At 52.0% G+C, this 24,322-nt stretch carries 25 protein-coding genes and 1 other RNA gene; 20 read left to right on the top strand and 6 right to left on the bottom strand.

Going from position 1 to position 24,322, the window contains the following annotated elements; all coding sequences use genetic code 11:
• Nucleotides 1–13: 13 nt before the first annotated feature.
• From murA to hisD, 3 genes are read left to right on the top strand one after another with little or no spacing between them, the layout of a single operon-like run.
• Nucleotides 14–1,276, top strand: coding sequence for a UDP-N-acetylglucosamine 1-carboxyvinyltransferase (gene murA / locus NF683_RS19575; protein ID WP_038485478.1), 1,263 nt, complete (start codon nucleotides 14–16; stop codon nucleotides 1,274–1,276).
• A gap of 28 nt (nucleotides 1,277–1,304) precedes the next feature.
• Nucleotides 1,305–1,958, top strand: a complete 654-nt coding sequence (hisG, locus tag NF683_RS19570; protein ID WP_038485475.1) for an ATP phosphoribosyltransferase — start codon at nucleotides 1,305–1,307, stop codon at nucleotides 1,956–1,958.
• A 13-nt stretch (nucleotides 1,959–1,971) separates the two neighbouring features.
• Nucleotides 1,972–3,288 (top strand): histidinol dehydrogenase, encoded by a 1,317-nt coding sequence (hisD, locus tag NF683_RS19565; protein ID WP_089037705.1) that lies wholly within the window; start codon nucleotides 1,972–1,974, stop codon nucleotides 3,286–3,288.
• A 53-nt stretch (nucleotides 3,289–3,341) separates the two neighbouring features.
• Here the strand turns inward: hisD and NF683_RS19560 are convergent, their stop codons facing one another.
• Entirely contained in the window at nucleotides 3,342–4,586 is a 1,245-nt protein-coding gene (locus NF683_RS19560; protein WP_089037706.1) for a Do family serine endopeptidase, read from the bottom strand.
• A 138-nt stretch (nucleotides 4,587–4,724) separates the two neighbouring features.
• Here NF683_RS19560 and NF683_RS19555 point away from each other — a divergent pair, with 138 nt between their 5' ends.
• The gene (locus tag NF683_RS19555) at nucleotides 4,725–5,486 is read left to right on the top strand and encodes a Nif3-like dinuclear metal center hexameric protein (RefSeq protein ID WP_089037707.1); all 762 of its coding nucleotides are present in this window, start codon (nucleotides 4,725–4,727) and stop codon (nucleotides 5,484–5,486) included.
• A gap of 62 nt (nucleotides 5,487–5,548) precedes the next feature.
• Here NF683_RS19555 and NF683_RS19550 read toward each other — a convergent pair whose 3' ends face one another.
• Complete coding sequence (locus tag NF683_RS19550; RefSeq protein ID WP_089037708.1) at nucleotides 5,549–5,995, bottom strand: ZapG family protein; 447 nt, start codon at nucleotides 5,993–5,995, stop codon at nucleotides 5,549–5,551.
• Nucleotides 5,996–6,227: 232 nt separating this feature from the next.
• On the opposite strand from NF683_RS19550, the gene zapE reads away from it, so the two are divergent.
• The 8 genes from zapE to NF683_RS19510 all read left to right on the top strand — a co-directional run bounded on the left by zapE (nucleotide 6,228) and on the right by NF683_RS19510 (nucleotide 12,627).
• Nucleotides 6,228–7,409 carry a cell division protein ZapE gene (gene zapE, locus NF683_RS19545; RefSeq protein WP_089037709.1) on the top strand — a complete coding sequence of 394 codons (1,182 nt, stop codon included), beginning with the start codon at nucleotides 6,228–6,230 and terminating at the stop codon, nucleotides 7,407–7,409.
• A gap of 224 nt (nucleotides 7,410–7,633) precedes the next feature.
• Nucleotides 7,634–8,062: a 50S ribosomal protein L13 gene (gene rplM, locus NF683_RS19540; protein WP_009721993.1), complete on the top strand. Its 429-nt coding sequence runs from the start codon at nucleotides 7,634–7,636 to the stop codon at nucleotides 8,060–8,062.
• Between the two features lie 13 nt (nucleotides 8,063–8,075).
• Complete coding sequence (rpsI, locus tag NF683_RS19535) at nucleotides 8,076–8,465, top strand: 30S ribosomal protein S9 (protein WP_038485457.1); 390 nt, start codon at nucleotides 8,076–8,078, stop codon at nucleotides 8,463–8,465.
• 208 nt (nucleotides 8,466–8,673) lie between these two features.
• Nucleotides 8,674–9,273, top strand: coding sequence for a ubiquinol-cytochrome c reductase iron-sulfur subunit (petA, locus tag NF683_RS19530; protein ID WP_089037710.1), 600 nt, complete (start codon nucleotides 8,674–8,676; stop codon nucleotides 9,271–9,273).
• Complete coding sequence (locus NF683_RS19525) at nucleotides 9,273–10,532, top strand: cytochrome b (RefSeq protein ID WP_089037711.1); 1,260 nt, start codon at nucleotides 9,273–9,275, stop codon at nucleotides 10,530–10,532. Before petA ends, NF683_RS19525 begins: the two co-directional genes overlap by 1 nt.
• Nucleotides 10,532–11,299 carry a cytochrome c1 gene (locus tag NF683_RS19520; protein WP_089037712.1) on the top strand — a complete coding sequence of 256 codons (768 nt, stop codon included), beginning with the start codon at nucleotides 10,532–10,534 and terminating at the stop codon, nucleotides 11,297–11,299. The genes NF683_RS19525 and NF683_RS19520 overlap by 1 nt, the downstream gene beginning before the upstream one ends.
• A 150-nt stretch (nucleotides 11,300–11,449) precedes the next feature.
• On the top strand, nucleotides 11,450–12,076 hold the full coding sequence (gene sspA, locus NF683_RS19515; RefSeq protein WP_089037713.1) for a stringent starvation protein SspA: 627 nt from the start codon (nucleotides 11,450–11,452) through the stop codon (nucleotides 12,074–12,076).
• A gap of 62 nt (nucleotides 12,077–12,138) precedes the next feature.
• A complete protein-coding gene (locus tag NF683_RS19510) occupies nucleotides 12,139–12,627 on the top strand; it encodes a ClpXP protease specificity-enhancing factor (protein WP_193061302.1) in 489 nt (162 codons plus the stop codon).
• A gap of 128 nt (nucleotides 12,628–12,755) precedes the next feature.
• Here NF683_RS19510 and NF683_RS19505 read toward each other — a convergent pair whose 3' ends face one another.
• From NF683_RS19505 to NF683_RS19490, 4 genes are all read right to left on the bottom strand, one after another.
• Entirely contained in the window at nucleotides 12,756–13,328 is a 573-nt protein-coding gene (locus tag NF683_RS19505; RefSeq protein WP_089037715.1) for a BON domain-containing protein, read from the bottom strand.
• 106 nt (nucleotides 13,329–13,434) lie between these two features.
• Nucleotides 13,435–14,028, bottom strand: coding sequence for a phosphoheptose isomerase (locus NF683_RS19500; protein WP_038485436.1), 594 nt, complete (start codon nucleotides 14,026–14,028; stop codon nucleotides 13,435–13,437).
• Nucleotides 14,029–14,050: 22 nt separating this feature from the next.
• Nucleotides 14,051–14,440 (bottom strand): YraN family protein, encoded by a 390-nt coding sequence (locus NF683_RS19495; RefSeq protein ID WP_089037716.1) that lies wholly within the window; start codon nucleotides 14,438–14,440, stop codon nucleotides 14,051–14,053.
• Nucleotides 14,430–15,935 (bottom strand): penicillin-binding protein activator, encoded by a 1,506-nt coding sequence (locus NF683_RS19490; protein WP_089037717.1) that lies wholly within the window; start codon nucleotides 15,933–15,935, stop codon nucleotides 14,430–14,432. Before NF683_RS19490 ends, NF683_RS19495 begins: the two co-directional genes overlap by 11 nt.
• 113 nt (nucleotides 15,936–16,048) lie before the next feature.
• Here NF683_RS19490 and rsmI point away from each other — a divergent pair, with 113 nt between their 5' ends.
• The 8 genes from rsmI to mraY all read left to right on the top strand — a co-directional run bounded on the left by rsmI (nucleotide 16,049) and on the right by mraY (nucleotide 24,306).
• Entirely contained in the window at nucleotides 16,049–16,906 is an 858-nt protein-coding gene (gene rsmI, locus NF683_RS19485) for a 16S rRNA (cytidine(1402)-2'-O)-methyltransferase (protein ID WP_089037718.1), read from the top strand.
• A gap of 32 nt (nucleotides 16,907–16,938) precedes the next feature.
• Nucleotides 16,939–17,299, top strand: an RNA gene (gene rnpB / locus NF683_RS19480) — RNase P RNA component class A.
• 52 nt (nucleotides 17,300–17,351) lie between these two features.
• The gene (gene rsmH / locus NF683_RS19475) at nucleotides 17,352–18,308 is read left to right on the top strand and encodes a 16S rRNA (cytosine(1402)-N(4))-methyltransferase RsmH (RefSeq protein WP_089037719.1); all 957 of its coding nucleotides are present in this window, start codon (nucleotides 17,352–17,354) and stop codon (nucleotides 18,306–18,308) included.
• Between the two features lie 2 nt (nucleotides 18,309–18,310).
• A complete protein-coding gene (gene ftsL, locus NF683_RS19470) occupies nucleotides 18,311–18,646 on the top strand; it encodes a cell division protein FtsL (RefSeq protein WP_089037720.1) in 336 nt (111 codons plus the stop codon).
• Nucleotides 18,643–20,349 (top strand): peptidoglycan D,D-transpeptidase FtsI family protein, encoded by a 1,707-nt coding sequence (locus NF683_RS19465; protein WP_089037721.1) that lies wholly within the window; start codon nucleotides 18,643–18,645, stop codon nucleotides 20,347–20,349. The genes ftsL and NF683_RS19465 overlap by 4 nt, the downstream gene beginning before the upstream one ends.
• A gap of 13 nt (nucleotides 20,350–20,362) precedes the next feature.
• A complete protein-coding gene (locus NF683_RS19460; protein ID WP_089037722.1) occupies nucleotides 20,363–21,856 on the top strand; it encodes a UDP-N-acetylmuramoyl-L-alanyl-D-glutamate--2,6-diaminopimelate ligase in 1,494 nt (497 codons plus the stop codon).
• Nucleotides 21,856–23,214, top strand: a complete 1,359-nt coding sequence (locus NF683_RS19455) for a UDP-N-acetylmuramoyl-tripeptide--D-alanyl-D-alanine ligase (protein ID WP_089037723.1) — start codon at nucleotides 21,856–21,858, stop codon at nucleotides 23,212–23,214. Before NF683_RS19460 ends, NF683_RS19455 begins: the two co-directional genes overlap by 1 nt.
• A gap of 9 nt (nucleotides 23,215–23,223) precedes the next feature.
• The gene (gene mraY / locus NF683_RS19450; RefSeq protein WP_089037724.1) at nucleotides 23,224–24,306 is read left to right on the top strand and encodes a phospho-N-acetylmuramoyl-pentapeptide-transferase; all 1,083 of its coding nucleotides are present in this window, start codon (nucleotides 23,224–23,226) and stop codon (nucleotides 24,304–24,306) included.
• Nucleotides 24,307–24,322 lie beyond the last annotated feature (16 nt).

Here is a 24,322-nt window from a genome sequence, read left to right as displayed (position 1 = left end):
TAGCGGCTTCTCTATGGATAAATTAATCATTACCGGCAATGGGTCGGTAGATGGCGAAGTGTGGGTGAGTGGCGCTAAGAATGCGGCGTTGCCAATTTTGTGTGCCAGCCTTTTGGCAGATGGTCCGGTCATTATTGGTAATTTGCCTCATTTGCAGGACATCACTACGACGCTGGAGCTGCTAGGGCGGATGGGCGTTGAGCCGGTGATGGGGGAGAAGCTCAGTATCCAGCTTGACGGCTCTCAGGTAACGCAGTGTCATGCTCCCTATGAACTCGTTAAGAAGATGCGCGCCTCCATTCTGGTGTTAGGCCCGTTGTTAGCACATTTCGGTAAGGCAGATGTTTCTCTTCCAGGCGGGTGCGCCATTGGTTCACGTCCGGTGGACTTGCATATTCGTGGTCTTGAGGCGATGGGCGCAGAGATCCGCGTTGAAGCGGGTTATATTCGTGCCCGAGTTGATGGACGCTTGAAAGGGGCGACTATCTTCTTTGATACAGTGACGGTAACGGGTACTGAGAATCTGCTGATGGCGGCAACGCTCGCTGAGGGCACCACTATTCTTGAAAATGCTGCACGCGAGCCAGAAATTGTCGATCTCGCCGAGTGTTTGATCAAGATGGGGGCCAATATTCGTGGGCATGGTACTGACACAATCGTGGTTGAGGGCGTTGCGACGCTGCACGGCTGCGAGCACGATGTCATGCCTGATCGTATTGAAACGGGTACTTTCCTGGTGGCTGCTGCCATGACGGGTGGCCGCGTGAAAGTGAAGCGCACCCGTGCTGATATTTTAGAAGCGGTGCTTGCGAAGCTTGAAGAAGCCGGTGCTGAGATTACCAGTGGCGATGATTGGATCGCGTTGGATATGCACGGTAAGCGCCCAAAAGCGGTTAATATTCGCACTGCGCCCTATCCAGCATTTCCTACCGATATGCAGGCCCAGTTTGTGGCGATGAATGCTGTCGCTGAGGGGCATTCCCGGGTAGTGGAAACCATCTTTGAAAACCGCTTTATGCACGTGCAAGAGCTAAACCGGATGGGGGCGAATATTGCCCTTGAAGGTAATACGGCACTGATTGAAGGCGTAGAAAAGCTTTCAGGTGCGCCGGTAATGGCTACCGACCTTCGTGCGTCAGCATCATTGGTGATCGCGGCAATGATGGCTGAAGGCGAAACGCTTGTAGATCGTATTTATCATATCGATCGTGGTTATGAGTGCATTGAGGAAAAATTACAGCTGCTGGGTGCGCGCATTCGCCGTATTCCTGGCTAAGCCATGTTATTAACCATTGGCCTAAACAATGAGTAAGCAACTGATTTTGGCCCTTTCAAAAGGGCGTATTCTGGACGAAACGCTGCCGCTGTTGGCGGATGCGGGGATTACCCCGGCAGAAGATTTGGGTAAAAGCCGTAAACTGTTGTTCGATACTAATTTGCCAGATGTAAAGTTGGTGATTATACGGGCAACCGATGTGCCGACCTATGTGCAGCTGGGTGCCGCAGATGTGGGCATTGCGGGTAAAGACGTTCTGCTTGAGCATGGGGCTGAAGGTCTATACGAGCCCCTAGACCTGGATATCGCTCGTTGCAAGCTGATGACTGCTGGTGTGACGGGTCAGTTGCCAGCTGAAGCGCGTCGTCGTGTAGCTACTAAGTTTGTAAACGTAGCGAGGCGTTACTATGCAGAGCAGGGTATTCAAGCCGAAGTGATTAAGCTCTATGGGGCGATGGAGCTTGCTCCGCTGATGAATTTGGCCGACGAAATTGTTGATATCGTGGATACCGGCAATACGCTTCGCGCCAATGGCATGGAGCCTCGAGAGCTCATTGCCCATATCAGCACCCGCCTGGTGGTTAATAAAGCCGCCATGACCATGAAGCATGATCGTATTAAGCCATTGTTAGCCCGCCTGGAAAGTGCGGTTAAAAAGCGTCAGACTCAGCCTATTGAATGACACGAGGTTTACCATGAGCGATAAGTCCACAGCCACCATTGCCCGTCTCTCGACTGTTGATGGGGCATTCCATCAGCATTTAGACGCGCTGCTGGATTGGGAAGGGGTGTCTGATAAGGCAGTACAGGCTCGTGTTGAAGAGATATTGGCAGATGTTAAACGGCGAGGTGACAGTGCGGTGGTTGAGGCGACAAATCGCTTTGACCGCCTGTCAGCCGAGAGTATGGAGCAGCTACGCCTATCTCCTGAGCAGCTGAAAAAGGCCTTTGACGGTCTGCCTGCTGAGCAGCGCAATGCGCTGTCAGCCGCTGCTGAGCGTATTAAGCGTTATCATGAGCGCCAGAAGCCAAGCTCGTGGCAGTACGAAGAGGCTGATGGAACGGTGCTGGGCCAAAAGGTCACCCCGCTGGACCGCGCAGGTATTTATGTGCCAGGCGGGAAAGCCGCTTATCCTTCATCGGTATTGATGAATGCTATCCCTGCCCATGTGGCTGGTGTGCGCGAGATTGTGATGGTTGTGCCGACTCCGAACGGTGTGCTGAATGATCTTGTGCTGGCAGCTGCGCATCTGGCGGGCGTCGATTATGTGTTCACGATTGGTGGCGCACAGGCGGTCGCGGCGCTTGCTTATGGCACTGAAAGCGTTCCGCGGGTAGATAAAATCGTAGGGCCTGGAAATATCTACGTAGCGACTGCTAAGCGCGCGGTATTTGGTCAAGTTGGTATTGATATGATTGCTGGCCCCTCTGAAATCATGGTGGTGTCTGACGGTCAGACAGATCCGGATTGGTTAGCAATGGACTTGTTCTCTCAGGCTGAGCACGACGAGGATGCCCAAGCGATTTTTGTTAGTTGGAAGGCTGATCATCTGGATGCCGTTGAGGCTTCAATTGAGCGATTATTGCCGACGCTGGAGCGGGAAGATATTGCCCGTGCTTCACTGCAACGTCGTGGTGCATTGATTCTCTGCCAAGATCAAGCCGAAGCCATTGAGTTGATCAATCGTATCGCACCGGAGCACCTTGAGCTTTCTGTCGAGGCGCCCGGCGACTGGCTTGATGACGTGCGTCACGCTGGGGCTATCTTCATGGGGCGGCATACGTCGGAAGCTCTGGGTGACTATTGTGCAGGGCCGAATCATGTGCTGCCCACGTCTGGAACCGCCCGTTTTTCATCGCCACTGGGGGTTTATGATTTCCAGAAACGCTCCTCCATTATTCACTGCTCGCCTGGTGGTGCGTCTGAGCTTGGTAAAATAGCCTCTGTACTTGCCCGGGGAGAATCGCTGACGGCCCATGCTCGTTCGGCGGAGTATCGTATTAACGATTGAGCATTGCCTGAGAAGGCGCCGTCTGAACAAGCGCCGATAACCATCAGAGCGACTTACGAGTCGCTCTGATGCTCTCCTGACGTAGCATTAATGGGTACCGGCCGTTCACCTACTTCCAGTGTCATATCCATACGCTCACCGCTTCGTACGATCGTCAGCGGTAGTTTTGTGCCGGGTGGAATGGAAGCAATCGCGCTCATTGTTACCCGAGCATCCAAAATCACTTGGCCGTCAATAGACAGCAGAACATCGCCGGGCTGTAAGCCTGCTTTAGCGGCCGGCCCGTCCTTCACAACGCCAGCCACAATCACGCCTTGAGGGGTTCTTAGTCCAAATGATGCGGCTAGCTCGCGGGAGAGGGCTTGTGCTTCTATGCCTAGCCAGCCGCGTATGACGCGGCCGCGGGTAACCAGTTCATTCAAGATGCTGTGAGCAAGGTTAGCTGGAATCGCGAAACCAATCCCTTGTGATCCACCTGACCGTGAGAAAATAGCCGTATTAATGCCCACTAAAGCGCCGTCAGGATTGACTAATGCGCCCCCGGAATTGCCTGGATTTATCGCTGCGTCTGTTTGAATAAAATCCTCGTAGGCATTTAAACCTAAGTGGCTGCGCCCCGTCGCGCTGATAATGCCCATGGTAACGGTTTGCCCCACGCCGAAAGGATTGCCAATAGCAAGTGCTACATCGCCTACGGCTACCTGTTCTGAATCGGCAAGCTCAATTACTGGCAAGTCATCAAGGGTGATGCGTAAAACGGCAAGGTCGCTTTCTGGGTCAGTGCCAATTACCTCGGCAAGTGTTTCCCGGCCATCGCGAAGTGCTACCTGTATTTGATCGGCGCCATTAATGACATGATGATTGGTTAGCACGTAGCCGTCATGGCTGACGATAACGCCAGAGCCCAGGCTCGACAGCATTCGCTGCTGAGTGGTTGCATCGTCGCCGCTGAAGAACTGCTGAAAAAAAGGATCGGACATCAATGGGTGCTGATCGCGTTCAACAATGCGTGATGAATAGATATTAACGACGGCTGGCGCCGCTTGGTTAACAGCATTGGAGTAGCTTGCAGGCCCTTGGTTGCGGTTGAGCGGTTCTGCTTGGCGAATCTCAGGGGCAGGTCGACTGGCTGCCGACTCTCCGCTAGTAGGCACCAGCGAAGAAGGGGGTTCGACCGTTGCGGGTGGCGTTTGCCGAAACGGATTGGGCAAATACTCTGGGAAAGCAAGTAGCACCAAGGCGGCGAGCAATAGCCCGGTGATAATTGGCCATATATAGGGCAGCACAGAGCGGTGCATGCGAAATTTCCTCAGCGGGTGATAGTCTAAATGGTCGCGAGGTTCGCGATAACGCGAAGCGAGATTTACAATAGTTCCATCGTAACACTTTATTGAGATGTTCCTCACGATAGCTTGTTAATCGGTTAAGGAGTCAGTGTGATCCATCGCGACCAACTAGTTGCTGCTTGCGACCATCAATTGCGCTCATCGCAATTTAAAGATTTTACCGTTAATGGCCTTCAGGTGGAGGGGCGTGACACTGTAACGCGGGTGATGTCAGGGGTGACGGCATGTCAGGCGTTATTGGAGGAGGCGGTCGCTTGGCGAGCGGACATGGTGTTAGTGCACCATGGTTATTTCTGGAAGAATGAACCGGTGGCCATTACCGGCATGAAGCAGAAGCGAATTAAAACGCTACTGGATAACGAAATGAGCTTGCTGGCTTACCACTTGCCGTTAGATGCGCATGCCGCGTTTGGCAATAATGCCGAGCTGGCCAAGCGTCTGGGGTGGAAGGTCGAGGGGTGCATTGATGGTGAGCTTGGCGAAGGGTTGTTGTGGTCCGGCCGATTAGCTGAGCCGCTAAGCGTTGCGGAACTGGGCAGTCAATTGGCTGCCGTGCTCCATCGAGCGCCTTTAGTGGTCGAGTCGCCTTTAGTTGGCTCTGTGGAGCGGATCGCATGGTGCACTGGAGGTGCTCAAGACATGATTACGGCGGCTTACGATGCAGGGGCGCAAGTTTTCGTGTCTGGGGAAATATCAGAGCGCACGACGCACTTGGCTAGAGAGATGGGTATTCATTACATTGCTGCTGGTCACCATGCTACTGAGCGTTTTGGTGTTCAGGCGCTGGGTGAGTGGTTGGCGAGTGAGTATGATGTAGAGCATCGATTTGTCGATATCGATAATCCCGCCTAGCGCTAATTTGTACAAGGCATCCGCAGCGGTTTGCTATGCGGATGCTTTGATCTTGTTAGTTATTAATAACGAGGGGGTTGCGGGGCAGGCTCATCATGTTCTTTCAAGCTGCCTTTTAGGCCAAAGTCTTCGGATAGCGTACCGCTTTTGCCATCTGCATAATCACGCGGAGTGTTAACATCACCTTCGTCCTCTGTGCTAGGCGCGAGCTTGTTTGTGGAAGGTGTTATGGCCGTTTCCAGTTTCCATTCAGCAGCTTCACTGTCTATTTGCTGTTCTAGCCGATCAGCTTCCTGGCGAATATTAATGATGTGCTGCTGGATGCCAGTGAGGTGGCTTCCCATGCCTTTCTTAAGCTCGGCTATTTGATGTTCACGCTCAAGCAAAGCCTGCTTTAGTGTGGCGTGGTCACGTTGGCTTTTGCTGAACAGGCGATAACACGCCAAGCCGATAACAAATCCAATAACGAGACCGATAATCGCAAAAGTGAATGGCGAGCTTGCTTCCACAGTATTCTCCCTAGAGATGATGCACGCCACCAAGCGCATGGCGGGGTTTGGCAAATAGTTTAACAAACAGCTTAACAAAGCGTGACCATTATAGGCGCGTATCCGTCGGTTGGGTCAATCCGCTCATGCGCTCAGTTATTATGCAGCGTATAATATTGTTTTTTTATTTGGGCAGGCTGTGTTCTTACAACGTCACAGTTCCGTTCACGATGTGTGCTGTGGGAGCGAGTTGATGTCATCATTATCTGCACGTCAAGACAGCGAGCAGGCGAGCCGATTAACGCCTTTTGCGCGGTATCAGGAAGACTTAAAGCGTGACGATTTTCAGTACGACCCTGCTCAAGAGCAGGCGGTTAAGCACCTTCAGCGCCTTTATGATGAGCTGCTAGCCAGGCCCGCTAGTGCTCCTAAAGCCGTCGTTGCTAACAAAGGATTAAAGGCAAAAGTTGCCGGGTTGCTGGGTAAAAAGGCCAGTGTCGGCGAGCCAGTGCTGCCTGATGTTAAGGGGCTCTACTTTTGGGGAGGCGTGGGGCGTGGGAAAACGTATCTAGTCGATACTTTCTACGAGGCGCTGCCGTTCCCTGAAAAAATGCGCACCCATTTTCATCGTTTTATGCAGCGTGTCCACAATGAGTTGACTCACTATAAGGGCGAGAAGAACCCATTGACGCTGATTGCTGGCAAGTTCGCTGCTGAGGCACGCGTCATCTGCTTTGATGAGTTTTTTGTCAAAGACATTACCGATGCAATGATCTTGGCAAATTTGCTTGAGGCACTGTTTGAGCGTGGTGTGGTGTTGGTGGCGACATCAAATATAGTGCCGAACGACCTTTACAAAGATGGGTTGCAGCGCGCACGGTTTGTTCCCGCCATTGAGCTAGTGAATCGTCACTGCGAGGTCGTTAACGTCGATTCTGGTGTTGACTACCGTTTGCGTGCCTTAGAGCGGGCTGAGATTTTTCATGCACCGCTTGATAAAGCGGCCGAGCAGGAGCTAAGCAGAAGCTTCAGAGAAATAGCCGGTCATGAAGGTGAGGAGGGGGCGCCTCTTGAGATTAATCATCGCGTTTTAAAGACGCGTCGACTCCACGACGATGTAGCATGGTTTGAGTTTGTCGAACTCTGTGATGGGCCGCGCAGCCAGAATGATTACATTGAGCTTGCCAGAGAATTTCATACGGTTTTGGTATCTAACGTCACCCAGATGAATGTCAAAACAGACGATCAAGCTCGCCGCTTTATTAATATGGTTGACGAGTTTTATGATCGCGGGGTTAAGCTGTTGATGTCGGCAGAGGTGCCAATTGAAGCGCTGTATCGCGATGGCAAGCTGACCTTTGAATTTCAGCGGACGCTGTCGCGTCTGCAGGAAATGCAGTCTAAAGAGTATTTAGCGTTACCCCATAAGCCCTAGTATCGGGTGCGCCGATAAATACGCTGCAAGCAAGAATAATATCAATAAGAGCGATATCAATAAAAAAGAGTGGCGGTACTTAACTTGCGGTGATACTTGCTGTAGAATGCCGCCTCGCTGCATGTTGCTGGTTTTTTCTGGCAACCAAAAAAAATAGGGATGGTGCTTCATCGCTTACGTAGCGGTGTAAGCTACCCAACACACTTAATCTGGTGATTTTATCCATGAAGACGTTCAGTGCTAAGCCGCAGTCCGTCCAGCGCGACTGGTACGTAGTCGACGCTACGGACAAAACGCTCGGTCGTCTGGCAACCGAGATTGCTCGCCGCCTGCGTGGCAAGCATAAGCCCGAATTTACTCCTCACGTTGATACTGGCGATTACATTGTTGTTATCAACGCTGAAAAAGTCCATGTGACCGGCAACAAGGCGAAGGCTAAAACCTACTACCGCCACACTGGTTACCCGGGCGGTCTGCGCTCTATGACATTCGACAAAATGCTTGATCATGCCCCTGAGCGCATTATTGAGTCTGCCGTTAAAGGTATGTTGCCGAAAGGTCCTTTGGGTCGCGCCATGTACTCAAAATTAAAAGTGTACGCCGGTGCCGAGCATCCGCATGCTGCCCAACAGCCGCTTGAACTGAACATCTGAGGAAATCTTCGCCATGACACAGCAGTATTACGGTACCGGGCGCCGCAAGACTTCCACCGCTCGCGTGTTTATGAAGCCGGGCTCTGGCAAAATTACTGTCAACGATAAAGATCTTGACCTGTATTTTGGTCGCGTAACTGGTCGTATGGTTGTTCGTCAGCCGCTTGAGTTGACTGAAACGCTGAATCAGTTTGACATATTCGTCACTGTTGCTGGCGGCGGCGGCTCCTCTCAAGCAGGTGCCATTCGTCACGGTATCACTCGCGCCCTGATGAACTACAATGAAGATCTGCGTCCGACACTGCGCGCCGCTGGTTATGTAACCCGCGATGCTCGTCAGGTCGAGCGTAAGAAAGTCGGTCTGCGTAAAGCACGTCGTCGTCCGCAGTTCTCTAAGCGTTAATTTTACGCTATGCGGCAAAAGCGCCCAGGTCAAAGACCTGGGCGCTTTTTATTGGAATATCAAAAAATTATAACGCTTATACCACCATGGTCACGGGCGGTTGTTCTTGTGCAGAGCGCTTTGTTTTTTTAACATAGAGCGTATTTGATATTCGTCGTCGCAAGACGCCTTTGCGGCGGAACGGGTAAGCTGATGGGAGAAACCAGAAATGGCAGATAACGGCGTAAACAAAGGTCGGCGCCGTTTCCTTGTAGGCGCCACCTCCGTTGTGGGGGCGGTGGGCGCTGTCGGGGTTGCGGTCCCCTTTGTGGCTTCTTGGCAGCCTAGTGCCAGGGCAAGAGCGGCAGGTGCGCCTGTTCAAGCTGATATATCGAAGCTTGAGCCTGGGCAGCGTATGACCGTTGAGTGGCGCGGTCGGCCGATTTGGATTATTAATCGTACGCCTGAAATGATCGAGCGAACTGAGGCGTTAGGGAGCGACAGTTTAGCGGATCCTGATTCGGAAGTGCCGCAGCAGCCAGCGTATATCCAGGGTGGTTTGCGCTCTATCAAGCCGGAAATAGGCGTGTTGATTGGTATTTGCACGCACTTGGGTTGTTCGCCCCTGTTCCGACCTGAACCGAATGCCGAGGGGGTGGGTGTGGAGAATTGGCCGGGTGGTTTCTTCTGTCCATGTCATGGCTCTCGCTTTGACTTGGCCGGTCGCGTATTCAATAACGTACCTGCGCCGATCAACCTTGAGGTTCCACCCTACCGCTTTGAGAGTGATGACATTATTGTCGTTGGCGAAGATGAGGAGGCTGCCTGATGGGTAATCCGAATAAAGCCAAGGCGGAAAAGGGCCTCATGCGTTGGGTAGATGATCGCTTCCCTGCTACTCAGATGTGGCAAGAGCATCTTTCCAAATATTACGCGCCTAAAAACTTTAACTTTTGGTATTTCTTTGGCTCATTAGCGCTGCTGGCGTTGGTTAACCAAATCTTGACCGGGGTTTGGTTAACCATGAGCTTTAACCCCTCTGCTGAAGGTGCATTCGATTCTGTCGAATATATTATGCGTGATGTGGAGTGGGGGTGGCTGATTCGCTATATGCACACCACCGGCGCTTCGGCCTTCTTTCTTGTCGTCTATCTGCATATGTTCCGTGGCCTCTTGTATGGTTCCTACAAAGCGCCTCGCGAATTAGTGTGGGTGTTTGGTATGACGATTTATCTGGTGCTAATGGCAGAAGCCTTTATGGGCTATTTGTTGCCATGGGGTCAGATGTCTTACTGGGGTGCTCAGGTTATTATTTCGTTGTTCTCAGCGATTCCTGGCATTGGCCCTGATCTGGCGCAGTGGGTGCGTGGTGACTTCCTGATTTCAGGCATTACCCTCAACCGTTTCTTTGCACTGCATGTGGTTGCTCTGCCAATCGTTATTTTAGCGCTCGTCGTGCTGCATATTATTGCGCTACACGAAGTGGGTTCAAATAACCCTGACGGTATTGATATTAAGCAGAAGAAAGATGAGGCGGGCGTGCCGTTGGATGGGATTCCCTTCCATCCTTACTACACGGTAAAAGACTTGGTGGGTATTGCGGTCTTCCTGTTTGTTTTCTGTGTAGTGGTGTTCTACTTCCCAGAAGGCGGCGGCTACTTTATTGAAAAGCCAAACTTTGATCAAGCTAACCCGCTACAAACGCCTGATCACATCGCGCCCGTTTGGTATATGACGCCTTTCTATGCCATTCTTCGCGCAATCACTTTCTCAGTGTTCGGCTTAGACGCTAAGTTCCTCGGTGTTATCTTTATGGGGGCTGCGATTGCAATATTGTTCGTTCTGCCCTGGCTGGATCGTAGTCCGGTGCGCTCAATGCGCTATAAAGGCTGGATGTCGAAAACCATGCTGACGCTGTTTGCTATCAGCTTTGTCATCCTTGGTGTTTTGGGTGTGTTGCCATCGACAGAGGGCAGGACGCTGCTAGCCCAGGCGTGCACCGTGATTTATTTCGCCTTCTTTGTCTTGATGCCGTTCTACACCAAGCTGGAGAAGACTAAACCCGTTCCGGAAAGGGTGACTGGCTAATGAAAAAGTATCTTTTGGGACTCCTTTTCGCCTTAGTGCCAGTAACTGCGATGGCTGCCGGTGGTGCGAGTGTCCCGCACTCGATGGAGCCTGATCTGCATGATCAAGCCTCGCTGCAAAATGGCATGAAGCTCTATGTTAATTACTGCATGGGCTGCCACTCGCTTCAGTATCAGCGCTTTGCGCGTGCGGCTGACGATTTGGGGATGCCTCAGGATTTGGTTGAAGAAAATCTGATTTTCTCGTCGGATTTGGGCTACAACGACCAAATGCATAATGCCATGAACAGTGGTGATGCGGAGGGTTGGTTTGGTGCGCCGCCTCCGGATCTATCGCTCAAGACGCGTGTGCGTGGAACGGATTGGATCTACTCTTATCTGCTTAGCTTCTACAAAGATCCGAGCCGCCCCACTGGTGTTAACAACACGGTATTTGACCTGGTAGCGATGCCTAACGTGTTGGAGCCTCTACAAGGCGTACAAGAGCTGGTGTGTTCGGAAACGGATCATCCGGTGGCGGGGCAGTCACCCGATCCTTTGTCGGGTAAGTACCAGTCTTGTGATGTGCTGCAAGTGACTCAGCCAGGTTCCATGGAGCCTGCTGAGTTTGAGGAAGCAGTGTATGATCTTACTAACTTCCTAGCTTATGTGGGTGAGCCCTCCAAGCTTCAAGCTCAGGCGTTAGCACCTAAAGTGCTGATCTTCATTTTCATTTTTGGTGTGATTGCCTACTTGCTTAAGCGTGAGTACTGGCGAGATGTTCACTAATTATTAAGTGATGAGCGGCATGTCGGGCGCACGGCGGAAGCCGTGCGCCCTTTGTTTATCTAGTCAGTCGTAATGCAAAGCGGGTTACCATCCCATAAGCTAGCGCTGGCGTGTTATTATCAAAGATTGTTTTGATGCGAGGATGCTTTCATGGGTGTTGTGGCCAAGCGGTCGTCGATGATCTTTTACTCTGGTAATGATGATCATTTTAGTCATCGTGTGCGCATTGTTCTGGCTGAAAAGGGGGTGGCGGTTGATATCGTTGATGTCAGCGATGAGCGTCCACCTGAAGAGTTAGCAGACCTCAACCCGTACAACAGCGTGCCTACGCTGCTAGATCGTGACTTAGTGCTCTATGAGTCTAAGGTCATGATGGAGTATCTGGATGAGCGTTTCCCTCATCCTCCTCTGCTGCCCGTTTATCCGGTGGCGCGGGCGCAAAGTCGTTTGTGGATGCATCGTATTGAGCGCGAGTGGTGCCCAATGCTGGAGCAGATACGCACCGGTGGTAAAAAAGAAGCGGAAAAGGCGCGTAAAGAACTGCGCGAAAGCCTCATTGGGATTTCGCCTATCTTTGAAGATATGCCTTACTTTATGAGTGAGGAGTTTACGCTTGTAGACTGCTGTTTAGCGCCGATTTTATGGCGTTTGCCTGAGCTGAATATTGAGTTGCCTGAGAAGCAGGTAAAGCCTCTGTTGGGCTATATGTCGCGAGTATTCGAACGTGAAGCGTTTAAAGCATCTTTAAACGAGCGTGAAAAAGAGATGCGCGCTTGAATTCATACTGCCTCTTCTCCTTAATCGGGTAAGGGGCATATTTGTCAGGAGGAGGGAGTCTTATGAAATCGAGCCGTCCCTATCTCGCCCGAGCTCTCTATGAGTGGTTGTTGGATAATGAGTTGACGCCTTATGTGGTGGTTGATGCTACTCAGCCTGGCGTGGAAGTACCGCGTCAGTTTGTTCAAAATGGACAAATTGTGTTGAATGTAGCGCCGACCGCTGTGCGTGACCTGTTTATGGAAAATCAGGCTATGGGGTTTAACGCTCGCTTTGGTGGCCAGCCTATGCAGGTAATGATTCCTACGCCTGCGCTTATCGCGATCTACGCTCGTGAAAATGGTGCTGGAATGGTGTTTGGGCATGAGCCAGAGCTGGATGCGGCAGAGTTTGATGATGCCGAACTGGATGGCGATTTTTCAGACACTTTTGACGAATCGTCCAAGCCTGAGTTAACGGTAACAGAGCCTGTTCCTGAAAAAGAGGGTGACGTTTCTGCACTGCCGTCTAAGAAGGCTAAGAAAAAGCCAACGCTACGCGTGGTTAAGTAGCGTGGTTTTTAGCTAAGTTGTTAACTTGTGCTTTTGAGCGTCGGTTTTTCTTAGCAAGCAGTTGATGAATAAAAAACCTCGTCTCGGTGAAAAGCCGAGGACGAGGTTTTTTTATGGCGGTGTGTTAATCAATCCATATAGTCAAAGACTTTAACGATTCGCTGAATGCCGCCAACCGCTGATACCGCGTTAGCAATTCGGTTGCCTTCATCTCGAGTTACCATGCCCATCAGATACACCGTCGCGTTTTCTGTGGTGATTTTTAGCTTTGATGAGTCGATGCGGTCATTAGTGGCGAGTTGGCTCATGACATTGGTGGTTAGCCAGGTATCGTTTAGGCGTTGGCTAGCGGGTAGGTTTGCAGCAATACTGAGTTCGTTGTGTACTTGGTCTACGCCGCGTAGAGAGCTGGCGACTTCACCTGCTTTATTGCGCAGTTCCTCGCTAGGCACTTGCCCTACCAGAAGTAATGAGCCGTTATAGCTATGTGCTCTAATGCGTGCATCTCTCAAGCGGGCGTCTGAGCGCTCCAGCGCACGTGGCGCTTCACGTTCAATGGTTGTGTCAATGGCTTCGACATCACTGCTGCGCTGACCATAGTTGGAAGGGTTAGATGCCGCGTTATTAGCACATCCAGTTAGTAAAATAACGCTTAGTGTCGCAACGGCAATCAGTTTGTATAAAGAATAGCGTAGGGCCATGGCGATGACTCCTTTCAAAATGTAAAGTCAGTAGGTATTAATCTACCCGTTTGATTGTGTCTGTGCAGTTTAATCTGCTCAGTTTAATTTGTTTGGTGCTGACTATTTAGTCGACTCCGCCAAAGAGCTGCTCGTCAATTAAATCACATAAGCAGTGGATGACGAGTAGGTGAACCTCTTGAATGCGTGCAGTAGATGTTGCTGGAACGCGAATCTCACAGTCATCCTGGCCTAGTAATGACGCCATATCGCCGCCATCTCTGCCCGTTAGCGCGACTACCGTCATGTCGCGGTCATGGGCCGCTTGGATAGCTTGAACGATATTGGCTGAGTTGCCGCTGGTGGAAATGGCTAATAAGACATCACCGGGCTGGCCTAGCGCCCTGATCTGCTTGGAAAACACTTCATTATAACTGTAGTCGTTGGCGATCGAGGTCAGCGTTGAAGTGTCGGTTGTCAGTGCTAGTGCGGGTAGGCTGGGGCGCTCACGTTCAAAGCGATTCAATAGCTCGGACGAAAAGTGCTGGCTATCGCCTGCGCTGCCGCCATTGCCGCAGGCGAGAACTTTACCTTCGTTAACTAAGCACTGAACCATCATTTGGCTGGCGACTTCGATAAAAGGCGGCAGCACTTCGCTGGCATATGTCTTCGTGTCTATGCTGGCGTTAAAGTGATTAAGTATGCGTGATTGAAAGTCCATTAGGGCTTCCTAGGTAAAAGTATCAGTAAGCATCAAAAGCCGCTTTTTCCCACTGGAATTCAAGCGCGGGAGGCGTGCCTGTGATCGCTAGGATATCAAAGCGACACGGACTTGAAACAGCATGCCGAGCGATATAGAGCTTGGCTGCTCGTATTAAGCGGTGGCGCTTCTGTGCAGTGACGGTCTCTAAGGGGTGGCCGTAACGAGTAGTGGTGCGATGTTTGACCTCGATAAAGACCAGGATGTCCTGGTCTTTCATCACAAGATCAAGCTCACCGCCTTTAACGTGATGATTGCTAGTGACAAGCGTTAAGCCATGTTGCTGCAGCCATTGAGCGGCTAGTTGCTCAATGGCTGCGCCCCGTGTCCGCGCTGTTTGCGGAGTATTGGGATTCTGATAACTATTGGTCATCGTTCAGTAGGCCAGGAATCAAAATGGGCGAAGGCACGCCATTTTGGAATTTCGCCCACGGTAATTCTCGAGAAACCCTGCCATCACCTGATAGGCGAAGCGTACCAGTGCTTCCATTCATGCCGTCAAGGGCTGATAAGTCTGATAGGCGGATGCCAAGTTCGTAAGCATCCACGCCCATTGCCATTAGGCGAAACATTGAAGGGTCTGACTCGTTGCGAAGCTCTGCGTACGTCGAATAAAAGGGCAGCGCCTCTTCCCCGCCAACCGCTGCGTCAGGGATTTGCCAGGGAATATCGATAAACATTACATCATTTAGGTCTTGATCTAAGCGTGTCTGTAGGCGCCCTTCATGCAGGTGCGAGGTGGCATAAATAGGCAGGTTGGGGGCGTAGTAGTAGTCCATGGTGGGCGGCACTTGGCGTGCGTATTCGGGGAGTGCCAGTAAGAATAGTGCATCAATGTTCCCTAGACGGGCGCGATCGCCGCTGACATTGAGGGCTGTTTTGACGGCGTTAGCTACGGCGCTGCTAGGGTTATAGCGGACGGCATTGGTGATTTCGCCGCCCTGGCTTTGCCACTCATTCCAGAAAGCTTCACCGACGCGCCGTCCCCAGGCATTGTCGGGCACCATGATAGACATTTGACGATGGCCGTCCTGAAAGGCTCGGCGAGCTGCTTGACGAGCTTCATCTTCAGCAGATAAACCATACTGAAGCAGTTGAGGTGCTTGATTGCTTGCGCTGTTGCCATAGTTCAGAGCCAGCGTCGGTAGTGGTACACTATCGCGCTGCTCAAGTTGGGTGACTTGGCCTTTGTCAATTGGACCAATCAAAAGTTGAGCGTTCATTTGCTGTGCACGTTGGTAAATTTCATCTAGTGAATATTGAGACGCATTGATGAAATTAAGTTGTACATTATCTCCGCGCAAATCGTGATGACGGCGCATGGCAGAAGCGATAGCGTTAGCCACACTACTTAGTGGGCCAGATTCTGGTAATGCCACTGCTATGCGGCGTATTTCGACACCCTCTAATTCAGGTATGGATACTTTCGTATATTCAGTTTGATCCAAGGCTTGACGTGCCCACTGCTGCCGTTCTGCAAGGGTTTCTTGCTGGTTTGCTTGCATAGGCAGTTCGTCGTCAAGCACCTGGGTCGCGCGGAGGACTGCGCGGGGATCGTCCATGCCGCGAGCAAGTTCAGAGAAAAGCATTGCCCAGCGCACCCGATCCGATTCTGAAAGCATGTTTTCATCAACCGCATCGGCTGCGTCAAAAGCATTTTCGCGTTGTCCTTGTCTGGCGAGGATATTAGCCGCTTCCAGTCGCGTCTTGGCAGCTTGTTCAGGCGCTTGCTGCTCTGCTTGACTAAGTAATCGGCTAGCATCCTGATCAGGGACGCGGTCAACCACGCTTGGGGATTGCATAGCGCACCCTGTAATCAGAAGCGCCATGAAGGCAGTGGCTAGTAATCCACGTATTGACTGTTTCATGTATCCTTCCTTAGTTTCCATTTGCGCTGCCGTCGCTCGATGAGCGGATAAATTTATCATTGCACAAGCATGGCGCACCGTCAGTGCAGGCTATTAACAAATCGGGAGTCACGATGACACACCAGCATCCGGGTATATTGTACGTGGTTGCAACACCAATTGGGAATTTGGAAGACTTATCGCCACGGGCTGCTCGGGTATTAGCGGAGGTATCACGTATTGCTGCGGAGGATACACGCCACAGCGGTCGCTTGTTAGCGCATTTGGGCATTAATAAGCCGATGCTCTCACTGCATGAGCATAATGAAGCACGGCGAGTCGATACGCTGGATAGTTACTTAATGGCGGGGGAAAATGTTGCCCTAATTAGTGATGCGGGGACGCCGCTTATATGTGATCCGGGGTTCGTGTTGGTAAGAGAGTTGCGATTGCGGGGTAGGCAGGTGGTGCCGCTTCCTGGGCCTTGTGCACTAGTCAGTGCGCTGTCAGCGGCTGGATTGCCGACTGATAGGTTTACATTTGGTGGGTTTTTGCCGTCCAAGCCAAGTGCGCGACGGCAAGCGCTTGAAAAATGGCAGTCTCGAGAGGAAACGTTGGTTTTTTACGAGTCACCTCACCGTATTGAGCACACGCTCGAATCGTTATGTGAGCAAATGCCTGAGCGAGCGGTTGTTCTGGCGCGAGAATTAACCAAAACGTATGAGACTTTTTTGCAGGGTTCGCCTTCCTCATTGCTTGATCAGCTTAGGCAAGACCCTAACCAAGGTCGTGGAGAGTTTGTCGTAATGATTGCTGGGGCGCCGCCCGCTGTTCAAAGCGATGAGCAATCTATTACTGCTGATGAGCTGCTTAAAGCAATGCTAGCAGAGGGTGTTGGCGTCAAGCAGGGGGCAGCCGTTGCTGCAAAAATGCTAGGCGGCCGAAAGCAGGAATGGTACGCAAGATTGCAAGCATTGAAAGGTGGGCATTGAGGCGACGGCGGGGCGCTGGTATGCTTGCCGCCGGAGTTGGCCAGACAGTCGCCGCTAATACACTTGTAAAAGTGTGTTGGGGGAGGAAAGTCCGGGCTCCATAGGGCAGAGTGCCAGGTAACGCCTGGGCGGCGTAAGCCGACGGAAAGTGCAGCAGAGAGTAGACCGCCTAAGCCTTTCGAGGCTGGTAAGGGTGAAAGGGTGCGGTAAGAGCGCACCGCGCGCCTGGCAACAGTGCGTGGCAAGGTAAACCCCACTCGGAGCAAGACCAAATAGGGATCCAATGGCGTGGCCCGCGCTGGATCCGGGTAGGTTGCTTGAGCGCTGTGGTGACGCAGCGCCTAGAGGAATGACTGTCCACGACAGAACCCGGCTTATCGGCCGACTCCCCATTTCCATAAAAGGTGCGCCGTTCGCACCTTTCTTAACACTGTGTGAGATTAACATGCCTTCTCCTGACGCTGACCAGGTTACTTCCCATTTTCGCCACACCAGCGTCTTACTAGAAGGGGCGGTAGATACACTTGTTCATAATCCCGATGGTATTTATTTAGACGGCACGTTTGGGCGAGGCGGGCACTCCCGCGTTATTCTTTCGCGCTTGAGCGAACAAGGTCGTTTAATGGCCATGGATCGTGACCCTCAAGCAATAGCAGCCGCTAAAGATATCGATGATCCTCGTTTCGACATAACGCAGCGAGAGTTCGCTCGGTTAGTTGAATATGCACAAGAGCAAGGGGTTTACGGAAAGCTTTCAGGGGTATTGCTAGATATTGGTGTTTCTTCCCCGCAGTTAGATGATCCAGAGCGTGGCTTTAGCTTTATGCGCAACGGTCCTCTTGATATGCGTATGGACCCTACCCAAGGAGAGAGTGCAGCCGCGTTTTTAGCCCGGGCTAGCGAAAGTGATATTGCCAATGTGTTTAAAACCTATGGTGAAGAGCGTTACGCAAAGCGCTTGGCGCGTGCTGTTGTTACGCGACGTGTGGAAAAACCTTTTACGCACACTGTTGACTTGGCCGAGGTATTAAAAGAGGCTCACCCCGCTTGGGAAAAGGGCCGTCACCCAGCGACCAAAGCGTTTCAGGGGCTGCGTATTTATTTAAATGGTGAGCTCGATCAACTGGATGCAGCGCTTGAGGGGGCATTGGAAGTGTTGGCTCCTGGGGGGCATCTGGTTGTGATTAGCTTCCACTCGCTTGAAGATCGTCGTGTAAAACGCTTCATTCGTCATCATGTGCGGGGTGATACGCACTTGCCACGGGGCGTGCCGATTCGCGATGATCAGCTAAATCGCCGTCTTGAAGCCTTGGGTAAAGGAATACGCCCAAGTGACGAAGAGGTAGACGCTAACCCCCGGGCGCGCAGTGCCGTCATGCGAGCCGCCCGTAAACGAGTGTGATCATGAGCATGGATCGGATAGAGCGTTGGGCGTCAACGCTGCGCACCGAATGGCCTTTCAAGCTACGTTTTCGAGCTTGGCCGGTTATCCTTGTTGCGCTGTTCTTAGCGTGTGTCGTTACCGGTGGTTTAGTGGTTGCCACCACGCATATGACGCGAGTGCAGTATGCGCAGCTACAGCAGTTAGAGCAGGAAAAAAATCAGCTGCAAACCGAGTGGGGGCAGCTGCTATTGGAAGAGGGGGCGTGGTCTACTCCGGCCCGTGTAGAGCAAATTGCTACGGAACGGCTTGAAATGCGCATTCCCGATGTGAATGATGTCGAGGTGATTCGACCATGAAGCGCGAAAGTCGGGGAGGGATATCCCGTCAAATGCCTATTGCTCCGCCATTAGCTGGCGGACGCTTTTTATTTATTCTCATTGTTGTAATGGTGGCGTCGGCCATTTTAGTCGGCAGGATTACGCTGCTTCAGGTAATTGATCGCCCGTTTTTACAGAGCCAGGGTGATGCCCGTACGCTGCGCCATGAGGCAATACCCGCACACCGCGGTATGATCACTGATCGTAATGGTGAGCCTCTGGCTGTTTCTACGCCTGTTGTGACACTTTGGGCGAATCCTCAAGAGCTACCTACCGATGCCATTCAGCGAGTAATGCTGGCGCAAGCTTTAGGCATGTCGCTCGATGACTTTGAATCCCGTGTCTCTCGATATAGCAGTCGAGAGTTTATGTACCTTCGTCGTCAAATGACGCCAGATGCGGCCCAACGTATATTGGATTTACGTACGCCTGGTGTTTATCAGCAGCGTGAATACAAACGTTATTATCCAGCCGGTGAAGTGGCGGCGCAGTTGCTGGGTGTTACCAATGTGGATGATGTGGGTCAAGAGGGACTGGAGCTCTCTTATCAGCCCTATTTGGCGGGGCATCCTGGACAACGCCGAGTCTTAAAGGATCGACGCGGTCGGTTAGTTCGTGAGCTGGGTGTTATTCGTGAAGCGCAACCTGGTGGTGAGTTAACGCTGTCGATTGATCAGCGTATTCAATATATGGCCTACCGTGAGTTGCGTGCTGCTGTCGCTGAGCATGAGGCAGACGGTGGGGTGTTGGTAATGCTCGATGCGCGCACAGGGGAAGTGTTAGCGATGGCTAACTTGCCTTCTTACAACCCAAATAACCGCGCTGGGTTAGATCCGCGAGGTTTGCGCAACCAGGCACTGGTTGATGTGTTTGAACCTGGGTCTGTTATGAAGCCTTTGGCGATGGCTGCAATACTGGAAAGTGGTGTTGTAGATCGCGATGCTGTCGTTGACACCTCGCCTGGCTGGATGCGCCTGGATCAGTTCACTATCCGAGACTTCCGTAATTATGGCGATTTAGATTTAGCGGGGATTCTACAAAAATCTTCAAACGTTGGTATGTCTCGTTTAGCACTGCAGCTAAGTGATACGGCCATTTGGGAAAAATACAATCAGCTAGGTCTTGGGCAAGCACCAGGAACCGGCTTTCCTGGTGAGGCGACAGGCAGTTTGCCAGCGCCAGTTCGCTGGTCTCGAAGTGAACGAGCGACGCTCTCCTATGGCTACGGTCTTTCTGTTTCAGCCGTTCAATTGGCCAGTGCTTTCACAGCGCTCGCCAATGATGGCGTGCGTTTACCGCCCTCGCTGTTGAGGCTTTCTGAGCCTCCCCAGGGGAGTCCTGCTATATCGCCCACAGTGGCTAATGATTTGCTGAATATTTTAGAAACGTCGGTCGCCGCCTATACCGGCGGGCGCCGAGCGCAGGTTGAAGGCTATCGTGTGGGGGGGAAAACAGGCACGGTGCGCAAAATAGGGCAGCAAGGTTATACCACCGATGCTTACCGCAGTGTTTTTGCGGGGATTGCGCCTATTTCCGACCCGCGTATTGTTACCGTCGTTATGATTGACCACCCCCGCGCTGGCCAATTTTATGGTGGCGCAGTGGCTGCTCCGGTGTTCTCTAGCGTGACAGGTAATGCCCTACGTTTGCTGGACGTGCCACCCGATCATGAGGTCGAGTAGCAAAGGAGATTGCATGAGGTTGTCCCCAGAAAGTCTATGGATAGCGCTAAAGCAGGTTTGGCCCAACGCCGTGTTACCTAAGGAGCTGCCTAAATTGCCAGAGCAGCTTCGCTTAGTGACGGATACACGTAAGTTAGCGATGGGTGATGTATTTGTGGCTGTCCCTGGTAGTCAGCGTGATGGTTATGAGTTTGTTGATCAAGCAGTGGCGGCAGGTGCGTCACTCGTTTTGGCGCATACAAGAGAAGGTGGTGTTTCACTGGACGGGCAAATACTTTATTTGCCGCATCTGTCTATGCGACTTGGCGAGCTAGGTCGCACACTGTTTTCTGTTCCTAAAGACCTTCAGGTGATTGGGGTGACGGGCACCAATGGGAAAAGCTCTGTTACCCATTATATAGCAGCGTTAAGTGAACTGCTTGGCAAGCCTGCTGGGGTGATTGGGACATTAGGTGTTGGTCGCCTCGGCCAATTGGTCGACACAGGCCTTACTACGCCTGGCTCATTGGCAATGCAAGAAACCTTGGCTGATTTGGCTAACCAGGGAGTGAAGCGTGTGGCGCTTGAAGCTTCTTCACATGCCCTTGAGCAACGCCGTTTAGACGCAGTGAACGTCGCCGCAGGCGTATTCACCAACCTGACGCGAGATCACCTTGATTACCATGGCAGTATGGCGGCTTATGCCGCTGCAAAAGCAAAGTTGTTCCGGCGTTCTGAGCTTGTGCTTGCGGTCGTCAATGCAAATGATCCTCTTGCGCGGCTAATGTTGGCAGGTTGTGATAGCCGTGTGCGTGTTTTGGCAGTAGGCGACGATGAAGCAGTGACGCTGCGCGTGATTGGTTGGCATCCCCATGAACATGGTCAGCAGGCTCTTGTTGCTACGCCAGAAGGTGAAAAAACGCTTAATCTTGGTTTGATGGGGCGGTTTAATCTAGACAATGTGCTGTTAGCCATTAGTGCGCTTTATGGATTGGGCGAGCCTTTAGAGCAGTTGTTTGAGTCGGCAACTGAGTTGGGCCCAGTGCCTGGGCGTATGGCGTTATACCGCGAGGTTAATGCGCCCAGCGTTGTTATCGACTATGCCCACACGCCGGATGCATTAGCTAATGCTCTCGAAGCGCTGAAAGAGCATTTAGGGAGCACCGGAAAGCTGTGGTGCCTGTTCGGTTGTGGTGGTGAGCGTGATACGGGAAAGCGAGCAGAAATGGCTGCTGTAGCGGAGCAGCGAGCTGACCACGTGATCGTTACTGACGATAATCCGCGTACGGAGTCTGCCGAGCAAATTCGCCAACAAATTATGTCGGGTTTTTCTGCTGCGGCTGCCTTTACGGAAATAGGTGATCGTAGTCAGGCGATTTGTCATGCGGTTCAGCAGGCTGATCCCCAGGACGTTATCTTGGTGGCCGGAAAAGGGCATGAGGCCTATCAGCACATCGGTAACGTGCGTCATGACTACCAAGATAGCGAACAAGTGATAAAAGCCTTCAAACTTAGGGCTGCCATGTGATGAACTGGTCGTTAGCTAGTATTGCTTCAGCGCTAAAACTTTCTGTCCCGCAAGCTTTATGCCAGTTGTCGGTGACGGCGGTCATTACCGATACGCGTCATATTGTGCCGGGCTGTCTGTTTGTGGCTTTGAAGGGGCCGCGTTTTGATGGCCATGATTTTATTGAGCAGGCGCTTGAGAAAGGCGCTGCAGCTGCTCTGGTTGAGCGCCCGGTAAGCAGTTTGCTTCCTCAACTGGTATGCGCAGACACGCGTTTGGGCCTTGGCCTGCTGGCCCGGGCTTGGCGTGAGCATTGTGAGCTGCCGCTGGTGGCTGTCACCGGCAACAGCGGTAAAACAACCGTTAAAGAGATGACGGCTGCGCTACTTTCTCCATTAGGCGGTGTGCTTGCTACCGAGGGCAACTTAAACAATGATATTGGTGCGCCGCTGACGTTGCTGCGTTTAGCAACGCACCATCAGGCAGGTGTGATTGAGCTAGGGGCTAATCATTTGGGCGAAATTGCCTGGACCAGCCAGTTGACCTCCCCTAATGTCGCCATCATTACCAATGTAACAGGCGCGCATGTCGGAGAGTTTGGCGGTATGGGGCAAATTGCCCAAGCCAAAAGCGAAATATTAGCCGGGCTAGCGGAAGATGGTATTGCGGTGCTAAACCGCGATGACGACTACTTTGAATTTTGGTCAGCCTGTGCGGGAAGCAAGAAAGTTGTAAGCTACGGCTTACATGGCGATGCGGACGTTCACGCGTCCGCACTTTCGTGTGACTCTTTGGGGCGGTATGCTTTTACGCTTGTTGAACGTGGCCAAATACTGGGCGACGTACAGCTGCCCTTGATTGGTAAGCATAATGTGAGTAATGCGTTGGCGGCTGCTACGGCGGCTCTCGCATTAGGCGTTACGCCAGAGCAAGTAGTGACGGGGCTATGCGAATTGTCCTCATTGTCTGGTAGGTTAAGCATCGTGCCCGGCGTGCGCAATACGACGTTGTTAGACGACACGTACAACGCAAATCCTGGTGCTGTGAAAGCGGCGTTGGATGCGTTAGCGAACTTTCCTTCACCGCGCTGGTGCGCGCTTGGCGCAATGGGGGAGCTGGGCAATGAGTCTCATGCCCTACATGCTGAGATCGGTCATTACGCTGCGTCACTGGGTATCGATACATTACTGACTTTTGGTGATGCCGCCCGTTCAGCAAGTGAAGCCTTCGGTCGCGGGCTGCATTTTGACGACCACGAGACGCTAGTGCGTCATGTTATTAATACTCTGCCGCCTAACACCACACTGTTGGTGAAAGGATCGCGTAGTGCAGGCATGGAAAATGTCATTGCTGCGCTACGTGCGGATGAAACAAGGTAAGCGCCGTTCATGTTACTTCACCTGGCGAATTTTCTAGCCCAATATCAGTCTACTTTCCAAGTTTTTAACTATTTAACCTTACGTGTCATTCTCGCAGCGTTAACGGCCCTCATGCTATGCCTGTGGCTTGGGCCCTGGGTTATACGCCGGTTAGTGGAAGGCCAGATTGGCCAAGCAATTCGTGATGATGGCCCTCAATCTCATTTGTCTAAAGCAGGTACGCCCACGATGGGTGGGGCAATGATATTGTTGGCTATTGCTATCAGCACGCTGGTCTGGGGCGATTTAACCAATCATTATGTTTGGGTGGTGCTGCTGGTCACATTAGGCTTCGGGGCTATTGGCTGGGTCGACGATTATCGCAAGGTTGTTGAAAAGAACCCGCGTGGATTACCCGCTCGTTGGAAGTATTTCTGGCAGTCGGTGGTGGGTATTGGCGCTGCATTGGTGCTTTATCTCACGGCCGCGACACCGGCTGAAACTAGCTTATTGATCCCGATGTTTAAAGATGTCGCGTTGCCGCTTGGCGTGTTCTATATCGTGTTGACCTATTTTGTGATCGTTGGCAGCTCTAACGCAGTCAATCTCACGGATGGCCTTGATGGCCTGGCGATCATGCCCACTGTGCTGGTGGCGATGGGCTTGTCCGTATTTGCCTATGCAAGCGGGAATGCTGTGTTTGCCAACTATTTACATATTCCTTTTATTCATGGGACCGGCGAATTGGCTGTTTTCTGTGCCACTATTGCTGGTGCGGGCCTGGGCTTCTTATGGTTCAACACTTATCCCGCTCAAGTGTTTATGGGCGATGTAGGGGCGCTGGCGCTAGGTGCCGCACTAGGCGTTGTCGCCGTTATTGTGCGCCAAGAAATTGTGCTGTTTATTATGGGCGGTATCTTTGTACTTGAAACGGTCTCGGTGATTCTTCAAGTTGGCTCTTATAAGCTTACCGGTCGGCGTATTTTCCGTATGGCGCCGTTGCATCACCACTACGAGTTGAAAGGTTGGCCAGAGCCGCGGGTAATTGTGCGTTTCTGGATTATTACCGTCGTACTGGTGCTGTTAGGGTTGGCTACGCTTAAAGTTCGATGATTAGCAAAGTAATAGC

Origin of the sequence: Halomonas sp. MS1, assembly GCF_024182575.1 — a bacterium.
In the GTDB taxonomy this organism is placed as follows: Bacteria; Pseudomonadota; Gammaproteobacteria; order Pseudomonadales; family Halomonadaceae; genus Vreelandella.
The sequence above is the reverse complement of the archived record's forward strand: the minus strand, read 5'-3'. Positions and strand labels throughout refer to the sequence as shown.